Source organism: Marinobacter sp. SS5-14b (genome assembly GCF_030541005.1).
GTDB lineage: Bacteria > Pseudomonadota > Gammaproteobacteria > Pseudomonadales > Oleiphilaceae > Marinobacter.
The window spans coordinates 15,216-36,810 of the sequence record NZ_JASSVM010000011.1 but is presented as its reverse complement, the minus strand read 5'-3'; the positions used below and the strand labels follow the sequence as shown (position 1 = coordinate 36,810).

16 protein-coding genes and 1 tRNA gene are annotated in these 21,595 nt (G+C 55.9%); 4 read left to right on the top strand and 13 right to left on the bottom strand.

All coding sequences use genetic code 11. The features are described 5' to 3' along the window. Window positions 1-138: 138 nt before the first annotated feature. The gene (rimI, locus tag QPL95_RS17145) at window positions 139-1,254 is read left to right on the top strand and encodes a ribosomal protein S18-alanine N-acetyltransferase (protein WP_303292146.1); all 1,116 of its coding nucleotides are present in this window, start codon (window positions 139-141) and stop codon (window positions 1,252-1,254) included. Here rimI and uvrB read toward each other — a convergent pair whose 3' ends face one another. Then, the gene (gene uvrB / locus QPL95_RS17140) at window positions 1,255-3,312 is read right to left on the bottom strand and encodes an excinuclease ABC subunit UvrB (RefSeq protein WP_303292145.1); all 2,058 of its coding nucleotides are present in this window, start codon (window positions 3,310-3,312) and stop codon (window positions 1,255-1,257) included. Window positions 3,313-3,499: 187 nt separating this feature from the next. Here uvrB and QPL95_RS17135 point away from each other — a divergent pair, with 187 nt between their 5' ends. Both QPL95_RS17135 and QPL95_RS17130 read left to right on the top strand, forming a co-directional pair. Further along, window positions 3,500-4,684, top strand: a complete 1,185-nt coding sequence (locus QPL95_RS17135; RefSeq protein WP_303292144.1) for a pyridoxal phosphate-dependent aminotransferase — start codon at window positions 3,500-3,502, stop codon at window positions 4,682-4,684. Window positions 4,685-4,754: 70 nt separating this feature from the next. Then, a tRNA-Asn gene (locus QPL95_RS17130) sits at window positions 4,755-4,830 on the top strand. A 487-nt stretch (window positions 4,831-5,317) separates the two neighbouring features. On the opposite strand, the gene pyrF is transcribed toward QPL95_RS17130, so the two are convergent. The 12 genes from pyrF to purU form a co-directional block, all read right to left on the bottom strand. Then, window positions 5,318-6,028: an orotidine-5'-phosphate decarboxylase gene (pyrF, locus tag QPL95_RS17125; RefSeq protein WP_303292143.1), complete on the bottom strand. Its 711-nt coding sequence runs from the start codon at window positions 6,026-6,028 to the stop codon at window positions 5,318-5,320. 31 nt (window positions 6,029-6,059) lie between these two features. Further along, window positions 6,060-7,229, bottom strand: coding sequence for a lipopolysaccharide assembly protein LapB (gene lapB / locus QPL95_RS17120; protein WP_303292142.1), 1,170 nt, complete (start codon window positions 7,227-7,229; stop codon window positions 6,060-6,062). Beyond that, window positions 7,229-7,531 carry a LapA family protein gene (locus QPL95_RS17115; protein WP_303292141.1) on the bottom strand — a complete coding sequence of 101 codons (303 nt, stop codon included), beginning with the start codon at window positions 7,529-7,531 and terminating at the stop codon, window positions 7,229-7,231. Before QPL95_RS17115 ends, lapB begins: the two co-directional genes overlap by 1 nt. Window positions 7,532-7,599: 68 nt before the next feature. After that, window positions 7,600-7,896: an integration host factor subunit beta gene (locus QPL95_RS17110; protein WP_303292140.1), complete on the bottom strand. Its 297-nt coding sequence runs from the start codon at window positions 7,894-7,896 to the stop codon at window positions 7,600-7,602. 132 nt (window positions 7,897-8,028) lie between these two features. Beyond that, window positions 8,029-9,720, bottom strand: coding sequence for a 30S ribosomal protein S1 (gene rpsA / locus QPL95_RS17105; RefSeq protein ID WP_303292139.1), 1,692 nt, complete (start codon window positions 9,718-9,720; stop codon window positions 8,029-8,031). 131 nt (window positions 9,721-9,851) lie between these two features. Continuing rightward, complete coding sequence (gene cmk / locus QPL95_RS17100; protein ID WP_303292138.1) at window positions 9,852-10,532, bottom strand: (d)CMP kinase; 681 nt, start codon at window positions 10,530-10,532, stop codon at window positions 9,852-9,854. Then, on the bottom strand, window positions 10,532-12,760 hold the full coding sequence (locus QPL95_RS17095) for a bifunctional prephenate dehydrogenase/3-phosphoshikimate 1-carboxyvinyltransferase (protein ID WP_303292137.1): 2,229 nt from the start codon (window positions 12,758-12,760) through the stop codon (window positions 10,532-10,534). Before QPL95_RS17095 ends, cmk begins: the two co-directional genes overlap by 1 nt. Before the next feature lies 1 nt (window position 12,761). Then, window positions 12,762-13,886 carry a histidinol-phosphate transaminase gene (hisC, locus tag QPL95_RS17090; RefSeq protein WP_303292136.1) on the bottom strand — a complete coding sequence of 375 codons (1,125 nt, stop codon included), beginning with the start codon at window positions 13,884-13,886 and terminating at the stop codon, window positions 12,762-12,764. A gap of 32 nt (window positions 13,887-13,918) precedes the next feature. Continuing rightward, complete coding sequence (pheA, locus tag QPL95_RS17085; protein ID WP_303292135.1) at window positions 13,919-15,016, bottom strand: prephenate dehydratase; 1,098 nt, start codon at window positions 15,014-15,016, stop codon at window positions 13,919-13,921. A 2-nt stretch (window positions 15,017-15,018) separates the two neighbouring features. Next, a complete protein-coding gene (gene serC, locus QPL95_RS17080) occupies window positions 15,019-16,101 on the bottom strand; it encodes a 3-phosphoserine/phosphohydroxythreonine transaminase (protein ID WP_303292134.1) in 1,083 nt (360 codons plus the stop codon). Next, window positions 16,098-18,707, bottom strand: coding sequence for a DNA gyrase subunit A (gene gyrA, locus QPL95_RS17075; protein WP_303292133.1), 2,610 nt, complete (start codon window positions 18,705-18,707; stop codon window positions 16,098-16,100). The genes serC and gyrA overlap by 4 nt, the downstream gene beginning before the upstream one ends. 126 nt (window positions 18,708-18,833) lie before the next feature. Then, the gene (purU, locus tag QPL95_RS17070) at window positions 18,834-19,688 is read right to left on the bottom strand and encodes a formyltetrahydrofolate deformylase (protein WP_303292132.1); all 855 of its coding nucleotides are present in this window, start codon (window positions 19,686-19,688) and stop codon (window positions 18,834-18,836) included. 143 nt (window positions 19,689-19,831) lie between these two features. Here purU and ggt point away from each other — a divergent pair, with 143 nt between their 5' ends. Further along, the gene (gene ggt, locus QPL95_RS17065) at window positions 19,832-21,592 is read left to right on the top strand and encodes a gamma-glutamyltransferase (RefSeq protein ID WP_303292131.1); all 1,761 of its coding nucleotides are present in this window, start codon (window positions 19,832-19,834) and stop codon (window positions 21,590-21,592) included. Window positions 21,593-21,595: the final 3 nt, after the last annotated feature.

The window sequence follows — 21,595 nt, the reverse complement described above, 5'->3', positions numbered from 1 at the left end:
CAACTCCACAATCAGGCCGTGATGCGTGCTTTTACGCATGATTAGCCGCTATCGAAACCCTGTGCTCTCTACCATAATAGCTGCAGTGGAAGTGGCCACCAGCTTCCTGCTCTTTTTACACCCCGGGGTTTGATGTTTATGCCTGATGTACTGCTTCGACAAGCCGTCTCCGACGACCTGAGCCCCTTGGTGCAACTGGAAAACCGCTGCTTCAGCGAAGACCGTATTTCGCGCCGCAGCTTCCGGCGATTTCTTGAAATGCCCAGAGACCGGTTGATCGTTGCGGAGCAAGACTCCGAGCTGGTGGGGTATTGCCTGGTGTTGATGAACGCGGCCACCCGCCTGGCCAGAATCTACTCGATTGCGGTCTCGCCTTCGGTGCGTGGCCGAGGGGTGGGCGAAAGGCTGGTACGTGAGGCCGAAAAAGAAGCCGTCGACGCTGATCGCATCGTAATGCGCCTCGAAGTCCGGGAAGACAATGCCGGTGCCATCAACCTCTATCGTCGCCTGGGTTATCGCCAGTTCGGCACTTATCGGGACTACTATGAAGACCATGGCACGGCACTGCGTTTTGAGCGCCGGATCCTGTATTACGAGCCATCCCATGAATACCTGGCGGTGCCCTATTATCCGCAAACGACCGAATTTACCTGTGGCCCCTCGGCGCTGATTATGGCCATGGCGGCGCTGGATGAGCAGCAAACACTCAACACGCTGGAGGAACTGAAAATCTGGCGTGAGGCGACCACCATTTTCATGTTGGCCGGACACGGAGGCTGTGGCCCCCACGGCCTGGCACTGTCAGCCTGGCATCGTGGTTTTGAAGCCAGCGCCTGGATCAGCCAGGAAGGAGCACTGTTCAAAGACACGGTCCGCAATGACGATAAAAAGCGGGTATTGGAACTGGTGCATGAAGGCTTTCTGCACGACATCGGCCAGACCGGCATTCAGCTCCACCATGACCCGCTCACGCTGGAGGCCATGGAAGCTGCACTGCACAAGGGCCAGATTCCCGTCATCCTGATCAGCACCTGGCAACTAAACCGCAGCCGGGTACCCCATTGGGTCACCGTGTGCGCCATGGATGAGGATTTCGTCTACTTGCACGACCCGGAGATCGACGTCGAAGAGGGGGAAACCGTTGCCGACAAGCAGTATCTGCCCATCGACAAACGGGTATTCGGAAAGATGTCGAGCTACGGTCGCAACCAGCCGTTACAGGCCGCCGTTATCGTTGGCCCGAAAAGGAACTGATCAGCCGGTGCGAATCGCCGCCTCCTTGAGCTCGGAAATCTGATCCCGAAGCCGGGCGGCGGTTTCGAAATCCAGATCGGCGGCGGCTTTGTACATATCGTCTTCCAGCTTTGCCACTTCCTTGAGCAAATCCTGTGGCGACCGTTTGCCCGCCTTGACCAGATAATCCTCTGCTTCTTCCGCCGCTTTCTGGCCCGGCCGCTCCGGTTTGCGACGCCCACGGCCGCCACCAGTGGCGCCTTCCATAATGTCAGCGATTTTTTTGTTCAGACCGGTGGGCGTGATTCCATGCTCTTCATTATGAGCCTGCTGTTTGGCCCGGCGCCGCTCGGTTTCATCCAGAGCCCGCTGCATGGAACCGGTAATCCGGTCGCCATACAGAATCGCCTTACCGTTGACGTTGCGGGCGGCGCGACCAATGGTTTGGATCAACGAACGTTCACTGCGCAGGAAGCCTTCTTTATCTGCATCCAGAATCGCCACCAGGGACACCTCGGGCATGTCCAATCCTTCCCTCAGCAGATTAATGCCCACCAGCACATCAAACTCACCCCGACGAAGATCGCGAATGATTTCCACCCGCTCCACGGTATCGATGTCTGAGTGCAGGTAGCGCACACGGATCTCGTGCTCCATCAGGAAGTCGGTCAGATCCTCCGCCATGCGTTTAGTCAGCGTCGTGACCAGCACACGCTCTTCGACAGCCACACGGCTATGAATCTCAGACAACAGGTCGTCCACCTGGGTAGACGCCGGCCGCACTTCGATCACCGGGTCCAGCAAGCCCGTGGGCCTGACGACCTGCTCCACCACCTGGCCAGCATGCTCCGCTTCGTAGTTGCCAGGCGTGGCGGACACAAAAATCATTTGCGGTGCAATTCGCTCCCATTCCTCGAAACGCATGGGGCGGTTGTCCAGTGCCGAAGGCAGTCGGAACCCGTATTCCACCAGAGTTTCTTTTCTTGAGCGGTCGCCTTTATACATGGCGCCAATCTGGGATATAGTCACGTGGGACTCATCCACCACCAGCAAGGCATTAGGCGGCAGATAATCAAACAACGTGGGTGGCGGCTCGCCCGGCGCACGTCCGGACAAGTATCTTGAGTAGTTCTCAATGCCGTTGCAGTAACCCAGCTCCAGCATCATTTCAATGTCATATCGGGTGCGCTCCTCCAGCCGTTGCGCCTCCACCAATCGGTGGTTATCACGCAGCACTTTCAGCCGCTCATCCAGTTCTACCTTGATATGCTCAACCGCATCCAGCACTTTTTGTCGCGGCGTAACGTAGTGAGATTTTGGATAGATAGTCACCCGGGGCACCCGACGCAGCACCTCTCCGGTCAGAGGATCGAAGTAACTTAGCTGTTCCACCTCATCGTCAAACAATTCAATGCGAATTGCCTCGCGCTCGGATTCAGCCGGGAACACATCAATCACATCCCCCCGCACCCGGTAATTAGCTCGATGAAACTCGATGTCGTTACGGGTGTACTGCAGTTCAGCCAGCCGGCGCAGAATGGCCCGCTGATCCACCGGATCACCCCTATCCAGGTGCAGCATCATTTTCATGTAGGACTGCGGATCACCCAGGCCATAGATAGACGATACAGAGGCCACGATGATCGCATCTGGCCGCTCAAGCAGCGCCTTGGTCGCCGACAGCCGCATCTGTTCGATGTGCTCGTTGATCGACGCATCTTTCTCAATGAACGTATCTGACGAAGGCACATAGGCCTCCGGCTGATAGTAATCGTAGTAAGACACGAAATATTCCACGGCATTATCCGGGAAGAATTCCTTGAATTCGCCATACAACTGGGCAGCCAAGGTCTTATTGTGAGCCATGACGATGGTTGGCCGCTGGACTTGCTGGATGACATTGGCAATCGTGAAGGTTTTACCCGATCCGGTTACCCCCAGCAGAGTCTGGTGCGCCAGGCCAGAATGGATACCGTCGACCAGTCCTGCGATTGCTTTGGGTTGATCGCCTGCGGGCTGGTAAGGCGAGTCAACGCGAAACGCACCTTCTTTGACGGAACTGGGTGTTTTACTGGCCATAACTGGCAACGAACCTCCAAGAATCGGCACTGCCATGAATACGGGCAGTACGTATAAGAAATTTAGCGATAGCGCTGCTTCATGATACCATCTGTGCGATCGACGGCTGGGTGAATTATCAGCCAGGACGTCTGGCTCCTGCCCTGCCGATCGCCGCCCATAAGACGCAGCTTTAAGGAGCTCAAGTTTGGACCTTCAACTTTCCAGCCGAGTACAGGCGATCAAGCCTTCCCCTACCCTCGCAGTTACCAACAAAGCAGCCGAACTTCGCGCTGCCGGCCAGGACATCATAGGCCTGGGTGCTGGCGAGCCGGACTTCGATACCCCAGAGCACATCAAACAGGCAGCGATTGAGGCCATCAACAACGGCCAGACCAAGTACACTGCCGTTGATGGTACGCCCGCTCTGAAGAAAGCGATTATTGCGAAGTTCAAACGTGACAACGGCCTGGAATACGAAGCCAACCAGATACTGGTAAGCAGTGGAGGCAAACAGAGCTTTTTCAACCTTGCACTGGCCACGCTGAACGCCGGTGACGAAGCCATCATCCCTGCGCCTTACTGGGTATCCTACCCGGATATGGTTCTGGTTGCCGAAGGCAAACCGGTCATCATCGAGACCACGGTGGACACCCGCTTCAAGATCACTCCGGAACAGCTGGAAAACGCCATCACAGAGCGCACCCGCCTGTTCGTGATCAACAGCCCCTCCAACCCGAGCGGCATGGCCTACTCTCTGGAAGAGCTGCAGGCGATTGGCGAGGTACTGAAAAAGTACCCGAACATCATGATCGCCACCGACGACATGTACGAGCCGATCCTGTGGACCGGCAAGCCGTTCTGCAACATCCTGAACGCGTGTCCCGAGCTTTATGACCGCACCTTTGTGCTGAACGGTGTCTCCAAGGCCTACTCGATGACAGGCTGGCGTATCGGCTATGCGGCCGGCCCGGCGAAGATCATCGGCGCCATGAAGAAGGTACAGTCCCAAAGCACCTCAAACCCCTGCTCTATTTCCCAGGCAGCTGCCACTGCTGCATTGGACGGTGATCAGGCGTGCGTGGGTGACATGGTCAAAGCATTCAAGGAGCGCCACGACTGGCTGGTAGAGGCACTCAACAAGCTCCCAGGCGTTGAATGCCCTTACGGCGACGGTACCTTCTACGTATTCCCGAGCTTTCAGGGCGCAATTGATGCGACTGACGGCGTGAGCTCGGATGTGGAGTTTGCCGAGAAGCTACTGACCGAAGCCGGTGTTGCCCTGGTTCCAGGTTCTGCTTTTGGCAGCCCGGGCCACATGCGCCTGAGCTTTGCCACCAGCATGGATAACCTGCAGAAGGCCATTGAGCGTTTGCAAAAGGCACTTGGCTAAAAATTTTAGCCAGAGACTTGACGAGGCGGTATAGCCAACTTAATATACGCGCCTCGTCACATGACGACGTTCCCCGATAGCTCAGTTGGTAGAGCAACGGACTGTTAATCCGTTTGTCCCTGGTTCGAGCCCAGGTCGGGGAGCCACTATTTTAAAAGCCCGCTAGTTCTCTGAATTAGCGGGCTTTTTTCTTGCCTGATTTTCCTGCGAGATTTGGTGGTTTGGTTGGTCTCCGGCCCTAGCCTGATTGGATTGGCGGGGTGGCAGGATGGGAAGGCCTTTCCAAAAAACGCTACGAGCACATCCATGTGCGCTTCGCTCCGGCCATCCATGGCCTCCGAGATTTTTGGAAAGGCCTTCCCACCCTGCCACTTGAGCAGCGCCAGTATAGTCATTACAGAACCGCGACAACTCGTTAGGCCGACACGTCCAATTCATAGCAGGTTTGATAGGACTATTTCACCTTAACCGGGGATGGGGCTGTGGGGGCTGGCTCCCAAAAATGTGCGGAGCCATGGATGGCGGAGCCCAAGCGCACATGGATGTGCTTGTAGCGGTTTTTGGGAGCCAGCCCCCACAGCCCCACATTGCAAAACCAACAGGCTAGTAGCGGGCTTTGCCCCAAAACCACAGCTAGACCGAGACCACCTCAGCGTGGATGGCTTCGAGGGCGGCCAGAGGATCAGGCGCCTGGGTGATTGGGCGGCCGATGACGAGGTAGTCAGAGCCGGCTTTGAGGGCGTCCGTGGGGGTCATGATGCGTTGCTGGTCGCCTTTGTCGGCGGTCAGCGGACGGATCCCAGGGGTGATGAGCTGGAAGTCGGTGCCCTGCTCTGCTTTCAGGCGCGGGGCCTCCTGGGCGGAACAGACTACGCCGTCAAGGCCACAGTTTTTGGTCAGCGTAGCCAGACGGGATACGTGGGCTTCCGCCCCCCCGGTGATGCCGATACCGGTCAGATCTGCGTCCGACATACTGGTTAGCACCGTTACAGCGATCAGGAGCGGCTTGTCAGCACCAAATGCCTCCAGACGTTCACGGCAGGCAACCATCATCTTTTCGCCGCCAGACGCATGCACATTCACCATCCAAACCCCGAGGTCAGCAGCTGCCGCAACAGCAGAGGATGTAGTGTTCGGGATATCATGGAATTTCAGGTCCAGGAATACATCAAAACCTTTGCCCTGCAACACCTTTACCAAAGCCGGGCCAGAGCGGGTGAACAGCTCCTTACCCACCTTCAAACGGCATTTCGCAGGATCCAGCTGCTCAGCCAGGGCCAGAGCCGGACTCTGAGAGGGAAAATCCAGGGCGACGATAATCTTCGGGTCATTCGTGTTTTGCACAGTCAGGTTTCCGGATCAGTAGGTTAAAACGTTATTCGGCTTCTACGCCCTGAATAGGCCGCACCGTTTCCCATTGTTTGCAGCTGGGGCACAGCCAATGCAACTGCTGGCCAGCAAACCCGCAGCTTACGCAGCGATACACAGGCCGATTCGCGAGAATCAGGTGACCAATACGACTGACCAATCGGCCTTCGTCGGTGGTCATGCCTTTTTCATAACCCGCCATTTCCACCAGCCGCAGCAGCCCACGTACAGAAGGCCTTACCTCCAACTCCTGACGCAGTAGATCAATGGCAGCGGGGCGACTGGAAGAGCGCTCCACCGACTCGACCAGCGCCAGCAAAAGGCTAGTGCCGGGGTACTGCTCATACAGCTTTCTCAGCTTTTTGACCAGGCGCCCGACATCGCCGTGTTCGTGCTCCAGTTTCATCAACCGGTCTACCGCCTCCGGGCCGAACGCTGGATTCTGGTCAAACACTTTCAAGCTCTGGTTGCCTGCATCCCGATAATTGCCCTGGCGGATCTGAAGCTTCATCAATAACAAGGTGGCGCGGACACAAGAACGATCATAATCCAAGGCTTCCTTGGCAAGCTTCTGAGCGGCCCATCGATCGTCCAGTTTTAATGACTGATCTGCCAACTCACAAGTGATGTACGCCAAGGTTTTAAACATTGCAGGGTCTGCGTCATTTCGCGTGAGCGTTCGGGCAACCTGCGCCGCCTTCTGCCACTCTTTTTCCTGCTGATACAGATCGATTAATTCACCCGAGGCCTTCCGCCCGTACTCACGGTCGCCCATGAGCTGGTGAAAAAGTGACTCTGCCCTGTCGAGCAAGCCCGCATTGAGATAGTCCATGGCCAGTTCCAGAGTAACCTGGGGCGTATAACGGGCCGGCAACTCCGGGCGGGCAAGCAGATTCTGGTGAATCAGGGTGGCACGATCAGTTTCGCCTTTATTGCGAAAATGGCTACCGATGGATAAATGAAGGCTGACCGTATCTTTGTTGACAGGCAATGACTGAACAAAGTTTTCTACGGCCTGATCAGAGTAGTTGGTAAACAGAAATTGCAGCCGATCCCGGACAGAGTCTTCATCAGAAATGGCTTTTCGGGACCGTCGAGACTGACTTCCAAACCTTCCGGCCAGCCAGCCTAGCCCAACAGCTACCGTCAAGAGCAGCCAGTTAAACACTATGTCCATCAAAGCGCCTGGTCGTTCTGAGCCTTGGATTTCTCTAGCGCATGCTCAGCGCGATCAAGCCGCTTTCTCAGGTTACGTTGAGAAACCGCCGAACGGAAGGTAGCCAGCATCGTGATCAGAACGCCCACTAAGGCACCTATCACAAAAGACATAATAATCCAGACGGCTACCCCATGTGGCTGGGTTTCAAACAGCAAGAAGTTGAGCGATACCGCCATCTGATTATTCAGCGAGAACACCAGAGCAATAAGTATCAGCACAAGAACCAAAACTATCAGTAGGATCTTTTGTAGTCCCGCCATGTGTATGCGCTCCAGACAGGCATCATGCCCGATCTTACGGTGTTCTTTGGCCAGTGCTCAACAGGTATTCAGAAGCCTTTCTTCAAGCTGTCGTTTACCTGCTCTCTTAACTCTTTGCCTGGCTTGAAGTGAGGAACAAACTTTGCCGGTAACTGCACCGCTTCCCCGGTCTTCGGGTTACGGCCAGTTCTTGCCTCTCTGTGATGCAGAGAAAAACTGCCAAACCCTCTGATCTCAATGCGTTGTCCATCAGCAAGCGATTGAGACATATGCTCAATGATGGTCTTTACGGCTAACTCAACATCCTTTACGGAGAGCTGAGTCTGCTTTGACGCAATCAGTTCTACCAGTTCGGACTTCGTCATGAGGCGATTCCCTCTATCATTATTATTCCGTAGTCAAATACCGGACTCTAGTGCCTCTAGTTTAGCCAAACCAGAAAAAAACACAAAAAAAACGGGCTCTTAGAGCCCGTTTTTTTGATACCAACAGGAATTTTATTCCTTATTGGCGTTTTGCTGCTGCATCTGCTCCTTGATGAGATCACCAATGGTGGTCGCACCAGAAGATTCAGCGGTTTTGCCACGAACAGTTTCAATCGCCTGCTTGTCGTCTTCAACGTCTTTAGACTTCACAGACAGGTTGATGACACGGTTCTTGCGATCGATGCTGATGATCTTGGCTTCAACTTCTTCGCCTTCCTTCAGAACGTTACGCGCGTCTTCAACGCGGTCACGGCTGATTTCGGAAGCCTTCAGTACCGCTTCAACTTCTTCGTTCAGGGCAATGGTGGCGCCTTTGGCGTCAACTGCAGAAACAGTACCCTTAACGATGGAGCCCTTGTCGTTCAGCTGAACGAACTCGGCAAACGGATCGCTTTCCAGCTGCTTGATGCCCAGAGAAATACGCTCACGCTCCGGATCAACAGACAGGATAACGGTTTCAACTTCGTCGCCCTTCTTGTATTCACGAACAGCTTCTTCGCCAGTCTCGTTCCAGCTGATATCAGACAGATGAACCAGACCGTCGATGCCACCGTCCAGACCGATGAAGATACCGAAGTCAGTGATTGACTTGATCTTACCGGAGATACGGTCGCCTTTATTGAAGTTGCCGGAGAAATCTTCCCAGGGGTTGGAGACGCACTGCTTGATACCCAGAGAAATACGACGACGCTCTTCGTCGATATCCAGGATCATAACTTCAACTTCGTCACCTACCTGAACAACCTTGGAAGGATGGATGTTCTTGTTGGTCCAGTCCATTTCGGATACGTGAACCAGACCTTCAACACCCTCTTCCAGCTCGGCAAAGCAGCCGTAGTCTGTCAGATTGGTTACGCGCGCAGTAACGCGGGCATTTTCCGGGTAACGAGCCTTGATTTCTACCCAGGGATCTTCGCCCAGCTGCTTCAGACCCAGAGAAACGCGGTTGCGCTCACGGTCAAACTTCAGGACTTTAACATTGATTTCGTCGCCCACATTCACGATTTCGCTCGGATGCTTGATGCGCTTCCAGGCCATGTCGGTGATGTGCAGCAGGCCGTCAACACCGCCCAGATCTACGAACGCGCCGTAGTCAGTCAGGTTCTTGACGATACCTTTGATTTCCAGACCTTCGGTCAGGGTTTCCAGCAGAGCTTCACGCTGCTCGCTGTTTTCTGCTTCCAGAACGGCGCGGCGGGAAACAACCACGTTGTTACGCTTCTGGTCCAGCTTGATAACCTTGAACTCGAGCTCTTTGTTCTCCAGGTGCGCAGTATCGCGAACCGGACGAACGTCTACCAGGGAACCCGGCAGGAAGGCACGGATGCCAGCCAGATCAACAGTGAAACCACCTTTGACCTTGCCATTAATGATGCCTTTAACCACTTCTTCAGCTTCGAAGGACTTCTCGAGTACCTTCCAGGCTTCAGCGCGCTTGGCCTTCTCACGGGACAGACGGGTTTCACCGAAACCGTCTTCAACTGCATCGAGAGCCACGTCGACAACATCGCCGATTTGTACTTCCAACTCGCCTTTTTCGTTCAGGAACTGGGAGGCGGGGATAACGCCTTCGGACTTAAGTCCGGCGTTAACGGTGACCCAGTCGTTATCAACATCAACTACGGTTCCCTGGACGATGGAACCCGGTTGCATGTCGATTTCTTTCAAACTTTCTTCGAAAAGATCCGCAAAGCTCTCGCTCATTATGTGCCCTATATGATCAACGCAAGTGTGCTCCGTGTAGCCAGCAACACGGTCTGTTAGTGATTTCCGGAATCAGCCAGCGGCTGGCAAATTTGCGCTGTTTCCGGCATTCCAACGACAAAAAGGTGTAGTCAGGCCTGACCTGCTGCGGCCATACACCTGTCTAGCACCTCTTCTATACTCAAACCCGTAGAATCAATGACTTGCGCATCATCTGCAGGCTTGAGAGGGGCAGCAGAACGGTTAATATCCCGCTCATCACGTACCCGTATCTCTTCCAAAACGGCGTCAATGTTAACATCGACACCCGCTTCCTTCAACTGATTGTACCGCCGCCGGGCACGCTCTTCCGCGCTCGCGGTCAAAAAAATCTTTGCAGGCGCATCGGGAAACACCACGGTTCCCATGTCCCGACCATCCGCCACCAGGCCAGGTAACTTCCGGAAATCCCGCTGGCGCTGCAGCAAGGCGTCCCGAACGGGCTGCATAACCGCTACCTGAGACGCGTTGTCGCCGCAAGTCTCCGTCCGGATTTCGGAAGTAACGTCTTCACCCGCCAAAACCACTCGAACCGGCTGCCCTTCGTGGCTCGGTTCAAACGCCACATCGAGTGTCGCGGCAACTTCGACCAGGCCCGCCTCGTCTTTCAGCGACACACCCTGACGCATGGCCGCCAGAGCCGTCAGTCGATAAAGCGCCCCGCTGTCCAGCAGATGCCAGCCCAACTTACGAGCCAACATTTGAGTTATGGTGCCTTTGCCGGAACCACCGGGGCCATCAACTGCGATGACCGGTGCCTTGCTATCTACCATCAGGAAGTGCCTTCTGTACTGATATGAATACCTGTCTGCTTTGCGAGCTCAACAAAACCCGGAAACGAGGTGGCGACATTCGAACAATCGTTAATTCTGATCGGGCCATTCGCTCGTAGAGAGGCAACGGCAAAAGACATAGAAATACGGTGATCCTCATGGCTTTCAACGGTGCCGCCACCGATAGTCTGGCCACCTTCAATGATGATGCCGTCGGGTGTCACCGTGGTTTCAACACCCAGTGCGGCAAGGCCATCAGCCATCACCTGAATACGATCACTTTCTTTTACTCTCAATTCCTCCGCACCACGAAGGACCGTGCGGCCCTTGGCGCAGGTTGCGGCAATGAACAGCACGGGGAACTCGTCAATGGCCAGCGGTACCTGATCTTCCGGGATGTCGATGCCATTCAACTCGGCCGAGCGCACGCGCAGATCCGCAACCGGCTCTCCGCCAATGACACGCTCTTCGAGCACCTCGATATTGGCGCCCATCTGGCGAAGAATATTGATCACCCCTACCCGGGTCGGATTCATCCCCACATGGCGCAAGGTCAGGTCAGAATCTGGAGCAATCGTGGCCGCCACCAGGAAGAAGGCCGCCGAGGATATATCCGCAGGCACGTCGATGGCGCAGGCGGTAAGCTTTCCGCCACCTGAGACACTGGCCGTCGCTCCATCACGATGCACATGATAACCAAAACCTTCCAGCATACGCTCGGTATGATCCCGGGTAGGTGCCGGCTCGGTTACCGAGGTCACACCTTCAGCATAAAGACCGGCCAACAGCAGGCAGGATTTAACCTGAGCGCTCGCCACGGGCATATCATAATGGATACCGTTGAGCACCTGGCCTCCGCGTATCTTCAGCGGAGGTCGACCGCCCTCAGCGGTATCGATCACAGCCCCCATCGCACGCAAGGGGTCGGCTACCCGACCCATCGGGCGCTTGGACAGACTGGCATCACCGGTCAGTTCTGAGTCGAATGGCTGCGCTGCCAGCAAACCGGAAAACAGGCGCATGGCGGTGCCGGAATTACCCAGGTAAAGCGGGCCACGTGGCGCTTGCAAGCCGTGCATACCCACGCCATGAATCCGGACAAAGCCATCTTCCGGCCCTTCGATGGTTACGCCCATGTCCCGAAAGGCCTGCAAGGTTGCGAGGCTGTCTTCGCCCTCGAGAAACCCTTTGACCTCAGTGGTCCCTTCCGCCAGTGCACCCAGCATAATGGACCGGTGAGACATGGACTTATCGCCCGGGACACGGATATCGCCACGGACGGAGCCGCCGGGCTGCATGTGAAAGATTACCTGATGATCACTGTTGTTAGTCACGTACGCCTGCCCTGAAAGCATCTTCGAAAAATGTTCCCGCGCCGCTTTGGCGCGACTGAAAACCCGGAGCAAGGTTGCACCATCACCACTTGCAATGGCGCCCCGGAGCTGATCCAGGTCCTGGGTAAAATGGTCAATCACGCGCAACACGGCATCGCGATTTGACAGAAAAATGTCATGCCACATCACCGGGTCGCTAGCGGCAATGCGGGTAAAATCCCGGAAACCACCCGCCGCGTACCGGAAAATGTCCATATTCTCGTCTTCACCGGCCAGGGTATCGACCAATGAAAAGGCGATAAGATGTGGAAGGTGGCTGGTGGCCGCAAGCACTTCGTCGTGGTAAGCCACCGACATGGTCAGAACGGTTGCGCCGGTGCCCTCCCACAAGTCTTTCAAACGGGCCACACTGACCCCGTCGGCATTATCAGCCGGAGTCAGGATGACCTTATGATTTGCAAACAGGTCAGGGTTGGCGGCACGGATGCCGCTTTTCTCGGAGCCGGCTATTGGATGCCCAGGGATCACTCTTGGTGAGAGCTCACCGAAGACCTCTTTTACATCATGCACAAAACTGGATTTGGTGCTGCCCACATCGGAGAGCACTGTGTCTTGCCCCAGCCAGGGCCGGATCTGCTCCAGCACCGTTCTGGTTGCCCTTACCGGCACAGCCAGAACCACCAGATCGCTGCCTTTTACCGCTTGTTCCAGGCTGGCTGCCGCCTCGTCAATAACCCCGAGATCGACACCCATGGCCAGCTCGTCCGCTCTCTGATCGAAGCCGGTCACTCTTTCAGCCAGCTTGTGCTTACGAATGGCGCTGGCCAACGAGCCACCAATAAGGCCGAGACCAATAACGGCAACACGCTTGAACAAAGGCTGGCGATCAGCCACGTCAGGCTCCCTGCCCTGCGGAGACCAGGGACTGGGCAAGGGCATCCAGAAAACGCTCATTTTCTTCGGGCAAGCCAACTGAAACCCGTAAATGACGAGGCATGCCGTACCCGGTCACGGGTCGCACAATAACGCCATGGGACAACAAGGCCTGATAGATTCCGGCTGACTGCTCGCCCACTTCAACCGCGATAAAATTACCAAACGACGGTATATAGGGCAGGCCCATGCGATCAAAACCCTCCGCCAGTTGGCGCAGGCCAGCCTGGTTCACTTCACGGGAGCGCTGGAGATAGGCGTCGTCTTCCAGGACGGCCGTCGCCGCTGCCAGCGCAACCGAGTCCACATTAAACGGCTGGCGAACCCGGTTAAGGATGTCGGCAATGGCCGGTGAACTGATGCTGTAACCTGCCCGCAGGGCGGCCAGACCCCAGGCCTTGGAGAATGTGCGGCACACAATCAGGTTGGGGTAACGGTTCAGTAACTGAATGCCATCCGGAAATTCGTCGCCGGTGAGATACTCGCAGTATGCTTCATCCAGAACCACCAGCACACGCTCTGGGACCTGTGCCAGAAAGGCCTCGATTGCCTCTGCGGTGTGCACGGTTCCGGTGGGATTGTTCGGGTTAGCGATAAAGATCAACTTGGTGCGGTCACTGATAGCAGCCGCCATGGCGTCAAGGTCGTGACCCCAGTCTTTCGCCGGCACCGAAAGGCCCTTGGCTCCAATGGCCTGAGTGACGATGGGGTAAACAGCAAACGCATACTGGGAGAAAATCACTTCGCTCTGAGTGTCCACAAAACACCGGGCAATCACTTCAAGTACATCGTTTGATCCGTTGCCGAGTGTGATCTGATCCATACCCACACCAAAGCGACTCGCCAGCGCATTTTTCAGTTCAAAGCCGTTCCCATCCGGGTACAGGCAAAGTTCATCCAGTGCTTTTCGCGCCGCTGACAGTGCTTTTTCGCTGGGGCCCAGCGGATTTTCATTACTGGCAAGTTTGATGATCTCAGCAGGATTCAACCCCAGCTCACGGGCAAGCTCCTCAATGGGCTTTCCGGGCTGATACGGAGACAGAGCCTGAACACCTTTTACCGCAAGACTCTGATAATCGACTGCCATTCAACATTCCTCCGAGTCAAATCTGTGTGAGCTTAAAGCACACCAATGGGGTAAGAACCCAGGCGCTTGAGCTCTACCGCTTCTTCATCAATTTCGGACAAAACTTTGCGCGCCAGCTCATCGTCCATGTGGCCTTCAAAATCGATGTAAAACACATAGGCCCAGGTACCGCTGGGAGATGGCCGGGTTTCAATGCGAGTCAGGCTGATGCCGTGGCGATGAAACGGCTCCAGTACCGCATAAAGGGCACCAGGCTTATTGCGCATCGAAACCAATACAGAAGACTTGTCCTGGCCGCTGGGAGCGACCTCTTCGCGCCCGATGATCAGGAAACGAGTGGTGTTGTCGGGCCGGTCTTCGATGCTGTTGGACAGTTTTTCCAGACCGTAGAGTTCAGCAGCCATGTCGCCGGCAATGGCTGCAGACCCCGGCTCTTCCGCAGCACGACGGGCCGCCTCAGCGTTGCTCGAAACGGTGATTCGTTCAATCCCGTAGCGGTGCGTGTCCAGCCACTGCCGGCACTGGGCAAACGACTGCTGATGGGAGTAAATGCGGGTAATGTCCTGGTCTTTGTGCTTGGGCGAAACCAGCAAATGGTGGTGAATCCGCAACTGGACTTCACCGCAGATCTTCAGCGGCGAGCCAATAAACATGTCCAGCGTGTGATTGACCATGCCTTCGGTGGAATTTTCCACCGGCACCACACCGTATTGTGCCGCGCCGGATTCCACTTCTCGGAACACCGCGTCAATGGCCGGCAGCGGAACGCTGATAACGGAATGACCAAAATGCTTGAGCGCGGCAGCTTGAGTAAACGTACCAAGAGGCCCAAGAAATGCGATGTGCATGGGCTTCTCGAGCGCCAGACAGGCCGACATGATCTCCCGGAACAATCGTGCCATTTCCTCAGCGGGCAGAGGGCCAGGATTCTCCTCCTTGATGCGACGGAGAACCTGAGCTTCCCGTTCCGGACGATAGAAAAACACGTCCTGACCGGGGTTGGCCGCCATTTTCACATGGGCCACTTCCTGGGCACATTTAGCCCTGGCGCTGATCAACTGCATGATCTGCTGATCAAGGCTGTCGATTTCGTCTCGCAACTCGCTCAGGCGGGTCTTCTCATCCGTCATGATCAGCCCCGCTCCTTCGCAAATTCCGCCATATACTTGATCAGAGCATCCACACCCGCTTCCGGCATGGCGTTGTAGATGCTGGCACGCATACCACCTACTGAACGATGGCCTTGAAGGTTCAGCAAACCGCGCGCGTCTGCCCCTCTGAGAAACTCACTGTTCAATGCGTCGTCTGCCAGGGTGAAGGGCACGTTCATCCAGGAGCGGAAACGCCGCGCAATAGGGTTAGCATAAAAGTCATTGGTATCGATGAAGTCATAAAGCTTTCTGGCTTTCCGAGCATTCATCTCGCCCATGGCTTTGACGCCACCCTGCTCCTTCAGCCACTTGAACACCAGGCCGGCCAGGTACCAGGAATAGGTTGCCGGGGTGTTATACATGGACCCATTATCAGCAATTACCTGATAGTTCATCATGGTCGGAGTTTCCTTGCGGGCCTTGCCCAGAAGGTCTTTGCGAATGATGACCACCACCAGACCGGACGGCCCGATGTTCTTTTGCGCACCGGCGTAGATCAGACCGTATTTTGAAATATCGACCGGGCGAGACAACATGTCAGATGACATGTCGGCCACCAAAGGCACATCGCCAGTATCCGGAATAAAATCAAACTCCAGGCCACCGATGGTTTCATTCGTGGTGTAGTGCAGGTAGGCGGCGTCGGCGTTGGTGTTCCAATCAGCCTGGTCCGGTATCGTGGTAAAACCACTCTCATCAGAGCTGGCCGCAATATTCACATCACCATAGCGTTTCGCTTCGGCAATCGCCTTGCCTGACCAGATTCCGGTGTTCACGTAATCCGCCGACCCTTTGCTACCAAGCAGGTTCAGCGGGATGGTGGAAAACTGGCTGGACGCCCCACCCTGCATGAACAGCACAGCGTAATCGTCTGAAATCCCGGCCAGTTCTCTCAGGTCTTTCTCTGCCGCATCGGCGATGGCCACAAATTCATCACTGCGGTGACTCATCTCCATCACCGACATACCCGTGCCGCGCCAGTCCAGCATTTCGTCCCGCGCTTGCTTTAGCACAGCCTCCGGCAAAGTGGCCGGACCGGCACAAAAATTAAACGCCCTGCTCATTCTTCGGTTTCCTCGCCTTCTGCGCTTGCGTCCGCATCCACATCTACGCCCGCAACTGCGTCCACATCGTCGTCATCAGATTCTGCAATACGCTCAACGCCTACCAGCCGCTCATCTTCCTGGGCCAGGCGAATCAGGCGAACACCTTGAGTGTTGCGGCTGAGCACAGACACTTCGTCCGTTCGGGTTCGTACCAGCGTGCCCTTATCGGAAATCAGCATCATCTCGTCGCCTTCGAACAGCTGCAACGCGGTCACCAGGTTTCCGTTACGGTCAGAGCATTGCATGGCAATAACACCCTGGCTACCACGGCTGTATGCCGGGAATTCGGAAATGGCTGTACGCTTTCCGTAACCGTGTTCACTGGCAGTCAGGAGAACGCCGCCTTCCTGTGGAATAATCAGCGACACCACATGGTGATCGCCCTGCATCTTGATGCCACGAACACCACGGGCGGTCCGGCTCATTGGCCGCACCTGATCCTCACTGAAACGCACCGCTTTGCCGGCGGTAGAGAACAGCATAATCTCAGCGTTACCGTCGGTGATGGCAGCGCCGATCAGCGTATCGCCTTCATCCAGATTCAAGGCGATCAGGCCACTGCTGCGCGGACGGGAGAAATTGGGCAGCGGGGTCTTCTTCACGACACCGGCCGAGGTTGCCATCAGCACAAACTGATCTTCCGGATAGTCCCGCACCGGCAGGAAGGTGGTAATCCGCTCGTCTTCGTCCAGTGGCAGAATGTTGACCATCGGACGACCACGTGAGCCGCGGCTTCCGCGCGGAATCTCGAACACTCTCAGCCAGTACACCTTGCCTTTATTGGAGAAACACAAAATGGTGTCGTGGGAATTGGCCACCAGTAGCTTCTCAATGAAGTCTTCATCCTTCATGGACGTTGCGGCTTTACCGCGACCGCCACGGCGCTGAGCCTGATAATCTTCTACTGCCTGCGTTTTGGCATAACCACTGTGAGAAATGGTCACCACCAGATCTTCTTCGTCAATCAGGTCGGCAATCGTCAGGTCACGCTGGGAGCTGGTGATTTCAGTGCGGCGCACGTCGCCAAACTCGGTCACCACGGCTTCCAGTTCTTCACGGATAACCTGCATCAAACGATCGGGATCGCCCAGAATTTCCAACAGGCCGGCAATCTTCTCGAGAATGTCTTTGTACTCGTTCTGGAGTTTTTCGGTTTCCAGGCCGGTCAAGCGATGCAGGCGCATATCCAGGATCGCCTGGGTTTGCTCAGGCGACATGTAATACAGGCCATCGCGCAGGCCAAAGATCTCCGGCAGGTCGTCCGGGCGGCAGGCGTCTTCGCCAGCACGCTCCAGCATCGCCAGGACATTGCCCGGCGCCCAGCCTTTCGCCATCAGCTTCTCTTTTGCCTCAACCGAGGTCGGAGAAGACTTGATCAGCTCAATCATCTCGTCGATGTTGGCCAGAGCAACGGTCAGACCTTCAAGAATGTGACCACGCTCACGGGCTTTGCGGAGCTCGTAGATCGTCCGGCGGGTCACCACTTCGCGGCGGTGACGCACAAACGCATCCAGCATTTCCTTGAGGTTGAGAATCTTCGGCTCGCCGTTGATCAGCGCCACCATGTTGATACCAAACACGGTCTGCAACTGGGTCTGGGCGAACAGATTGTTGACCACAACTTCCGGGTTTTCACCACGGCGCAGCTCGATCACAACCCGAATACCTTCTTTGTTCGACTCATCACGAAGCTCGGTAATGCCTTCCAGACGCTTTTCTTTCACCAGCTCGGCGATCTTTTCAATCAGGCGGGCTTTGTTCAGCTGATACGGCAGCTCGGTGATGATAACGGCATCGCGATTGGTCTTGTCGTCGTGTTCAATCTCGTGGCGGGCACGGATATAGATACGGCCACGGCCTGTGCGATAGGCCTCAACAATGCCGGCGCGACCGTTAATAATGCCTTCAGTCGGGAAATCCGGGCCGGGAATGAATTCCATCAGCTCATCGATGGACAGATCCGGGTTATCAATCAGCGCCAGGCAACCGTTAACGACTTCCGTCAGGTTGTGAGGCGGGATGTTGGTGGCCATCCCCACCGCAATACCGGAGGAACCGTTTACCAGCAGGTTTGGCACTCGGGTGGGCAGTACTTCCGGAATCCGTTCGGTACCGTCGTAGTTATCAACAAAATCGACGGTTTCTTTGTCCAGATCCGCCAGCAAGGAGTGGGCAATCTTCTCCATGCGAATTTCGGTGTAACGCATGGCCGCCGCGTTATCGCCGTCAATGGAACCGAAGTTACCCTGGCCGTCCACCAGCGGATAGCGGAGCGAAAACGGCTGAGCCATACGAACGATGGTGTCGTATACCGCAGAGTCACCGTGAGGATGGTATTTACCAATAACGTCACCCACCACACGGGCAGATTTCTTGTACGCCTTGTTCCAGTCGTTCCCCAACTCGGACATGGCGAACAGCACCCGTCTATGCACCGGCTTGAGGCCGTCTCGCACATCCGGCAATGCCCGGCCCACAATAACGCTCATGGCGTAATCGAGGTAGGACTGTTTCAGTTCGTCTTCAATATTGACCGGCAGGATCTCTTTGGCTAACTCACCCATCGAGAAAGGTTCCTTTGCGTTATCTGGAAGTCGTCCCGGGGCCAATTTCGGGCCCCGTCTTTATTCTTCAACAAGCCGCCAAGCATACCACAGTCAACGGCCCCGAGGGGCGACTGTGGTACAGCCTTAATCGAATACTACGGTCTTGTTTTCATAGGTAATCACGCGGTCTTCAATATGAGACCGCAAGCCACGGGCCAGTACGTTTTTCTCGACATCTTTACCCAGCCGAACCATGTCTTCGATGGAGTCGCTGTGGTTGATACGGATCACGTCCTGCTCAATGATCGGGCCTTCGTCGAGATCCTGGGTCACGTAGTGACAGGTGGCACCAATCAGTTTGACACCGCGGCTGTAAGCCTGGTGGTACGGACGGGCACCGGCAAACGACGGCAGAAAGCTGTGATGGATGTTGATCACCTTGCCGGCGTACTTCTCGCAAAGCTCCGCCGGCAGAATCTGCATGTAGCGGGCAAGCACCACAACGTCCACCTCATACTGAGCGAGCAACTCCTCGATCTGACCAAAGGCTTCCGCCTTGTTTTCTTTGCCCACAGGGATATGGTGATAGGGAATGTCGTGCCATTCCACCATCCTGCGCAGGTCGTCATGATTGGAGATCACCGCCACCATTTCGGCGTTCAGCTCTTTGCTGTGCCACCGGTGCAAAAGATCCGCCAGACAATGGGACTCTTTGCTGCATAGCAGCACCACTCGCTTGGGGCGTGCAGAGTCGGCAATGTGCCAGCTCATGTTGAATTCGCGGGCAATAGGCTCGAACGCCGCGCGGAACTGATCCAGCCCGAACGGTATCGACTCGGCCTTGATTTCATGGCGCATGAAAAACCAGCCGGACTGAGTATCTGAGTGATGGCTCGCCTCGGTAATCCAGCCGTTGTAGGTGGACAGAAAATTACTCACCTTGGCAACAATCCCTACCCGGTCCGGGCAGGAAATAACAAGACGATAGGTATGCTCCATTAAGCCTTTCCTTAATCTGAATCCGGGAAAGCGGGCGCGACAGGAAACCACAAACGACCGTTTGTAGCAGAGAATCGGTACGCGCCGGTAAAAATGACCGGCTATGATAGCCTATCTGGCAGCCAGAAACGAGGAATGCAATCATGGACAGAGTTCACCACAGCCCCCTTTCAAAAATCCCGCTGAGACGCCTGTGGGGCGCAACAGCCGCGCTACTGATTTTATTGCCTGTCGGGTCAGCCACGGCCAGCAACCAGGCCATCCTTGAAGGCGAGCGCTTCCATCCGGTCCTGGGCGCTCAAGGCATGGTCGCCACCAGTCACACACTGGCCACCGAGGTGGCACTTGATGTGCTCAAGCGCGGCGGAAATGCCGTCGACGCCGCCGTAACAGCAGGTTTTGCCCTGGCCGTGACCCAGCCACGGTCGGGCAACATTGGCGGCGGCGGTTTTCTGCTCTATGCCCCCGGCGACGGCACAACCCCGGAGGCCATCGACTACCGTGAAACGGCCCCGGCAGCGGCCACAGAAACCATGTTTCAGGACCAAAACGGCGAAGTGGTCAACGAACGCAGTCGGTTCAGCCATCTGGCGGCTGGGGTGCCCGGCACCGTAGCCGGCCTGGCCCTCGCACTTGAGCGTCATGGAACGCTTTCACTGAAACAAGCCCTGGCGCCGGCGATTCACCTGGCCAGCGACGGCTTTGTGGTTCCACACCGCTTTACCGAAGGCCTGGAGCAGGCAAAAGACCGGCTTCAGCGCTGGCCAGCAACCAAGCGCACATTCTACAAGGACGATGGTTCCGCCCCACAGCCGGGTGAGATTTTCCGGCAGCCAGAACTGGCCGACACCCTTCAGCGCATTGCTGATGAGGGGGTGAAAGGGTTCTACCAGGGCAAAACGGCCGAGCTGATCGTCAACGAAATGCAGCGCAACGGTGGCCTGATCACACTGGACGACCTGAAGAACTACCAGCCAGCCGTGCGCCAGCCCGTCCACGGTCGCTATCGGGGCTACGACATCTATTCCATGTCGCCGCCCTCTTCCGGTGGCATCCACATTGTGCAGATACTCAATATTCTTGAGGGTTACCCAATCGGTGACATGGGCCATAACGCCGCCGACACGATTCACCTTATGGCCGAGGCCATGAAACTGGCCTATGCCGACCGCTCCCACTATCTGGGCGATACGGACTACGTAGAGGTTCCGCTCAAGGGATTGACCAGTAAGGATTACGCCAACGACTTGCGCAAAACCATTCGCATGGAAAGGGCTCGGCCATCCACCGACATCCAACACGGCAAGCCTCCCGGGTGGGAAAGCCCGGAAACCACACATTTCTCTGTAGTGGACCAATGGGGCAACGCCGTCTCCAACACCTACACCATCAATTTCAGCTATGGCTCAGGCATTACTGTCGCCGGAGCGGGCTTTCTGCTCAATAACGAAATGGACGACTTCAGCGCCAAACCGGGTACGGCCAACGCCTATGGTCTGATCGGCGGTGACGCCAACAAGATCGAGCCGGGCAAACGCATGCTCAGTTCGATGTCGCCGACCATTGTTCGTAAAGACGGCGACAACTTTCTGGTGACCGGCAGCCCCGGGGGTTCCCGGATTATCACCACCACGCTGCAAGTGGTGATGAACGTGATCGACCATAATATGAATATACAAACCGCGGTGAATGCACCCCGCATTCACCACCAATGGCTACCCGACGAAATCCGCATCGAGCAGGGCATTAGCCCGGACACAATCAAACTGCTCGAAGCGCGAGGTCACAAAGTAAGCACCAGCACCGCCATGGGGGCAATCCAGAGCATCCTGATTGGCGCTGATGGTACGCTTTACGGTGGCGCAGACCCAAGGCGCAGCACATCATCCGCCAAAGGCTATTAATAA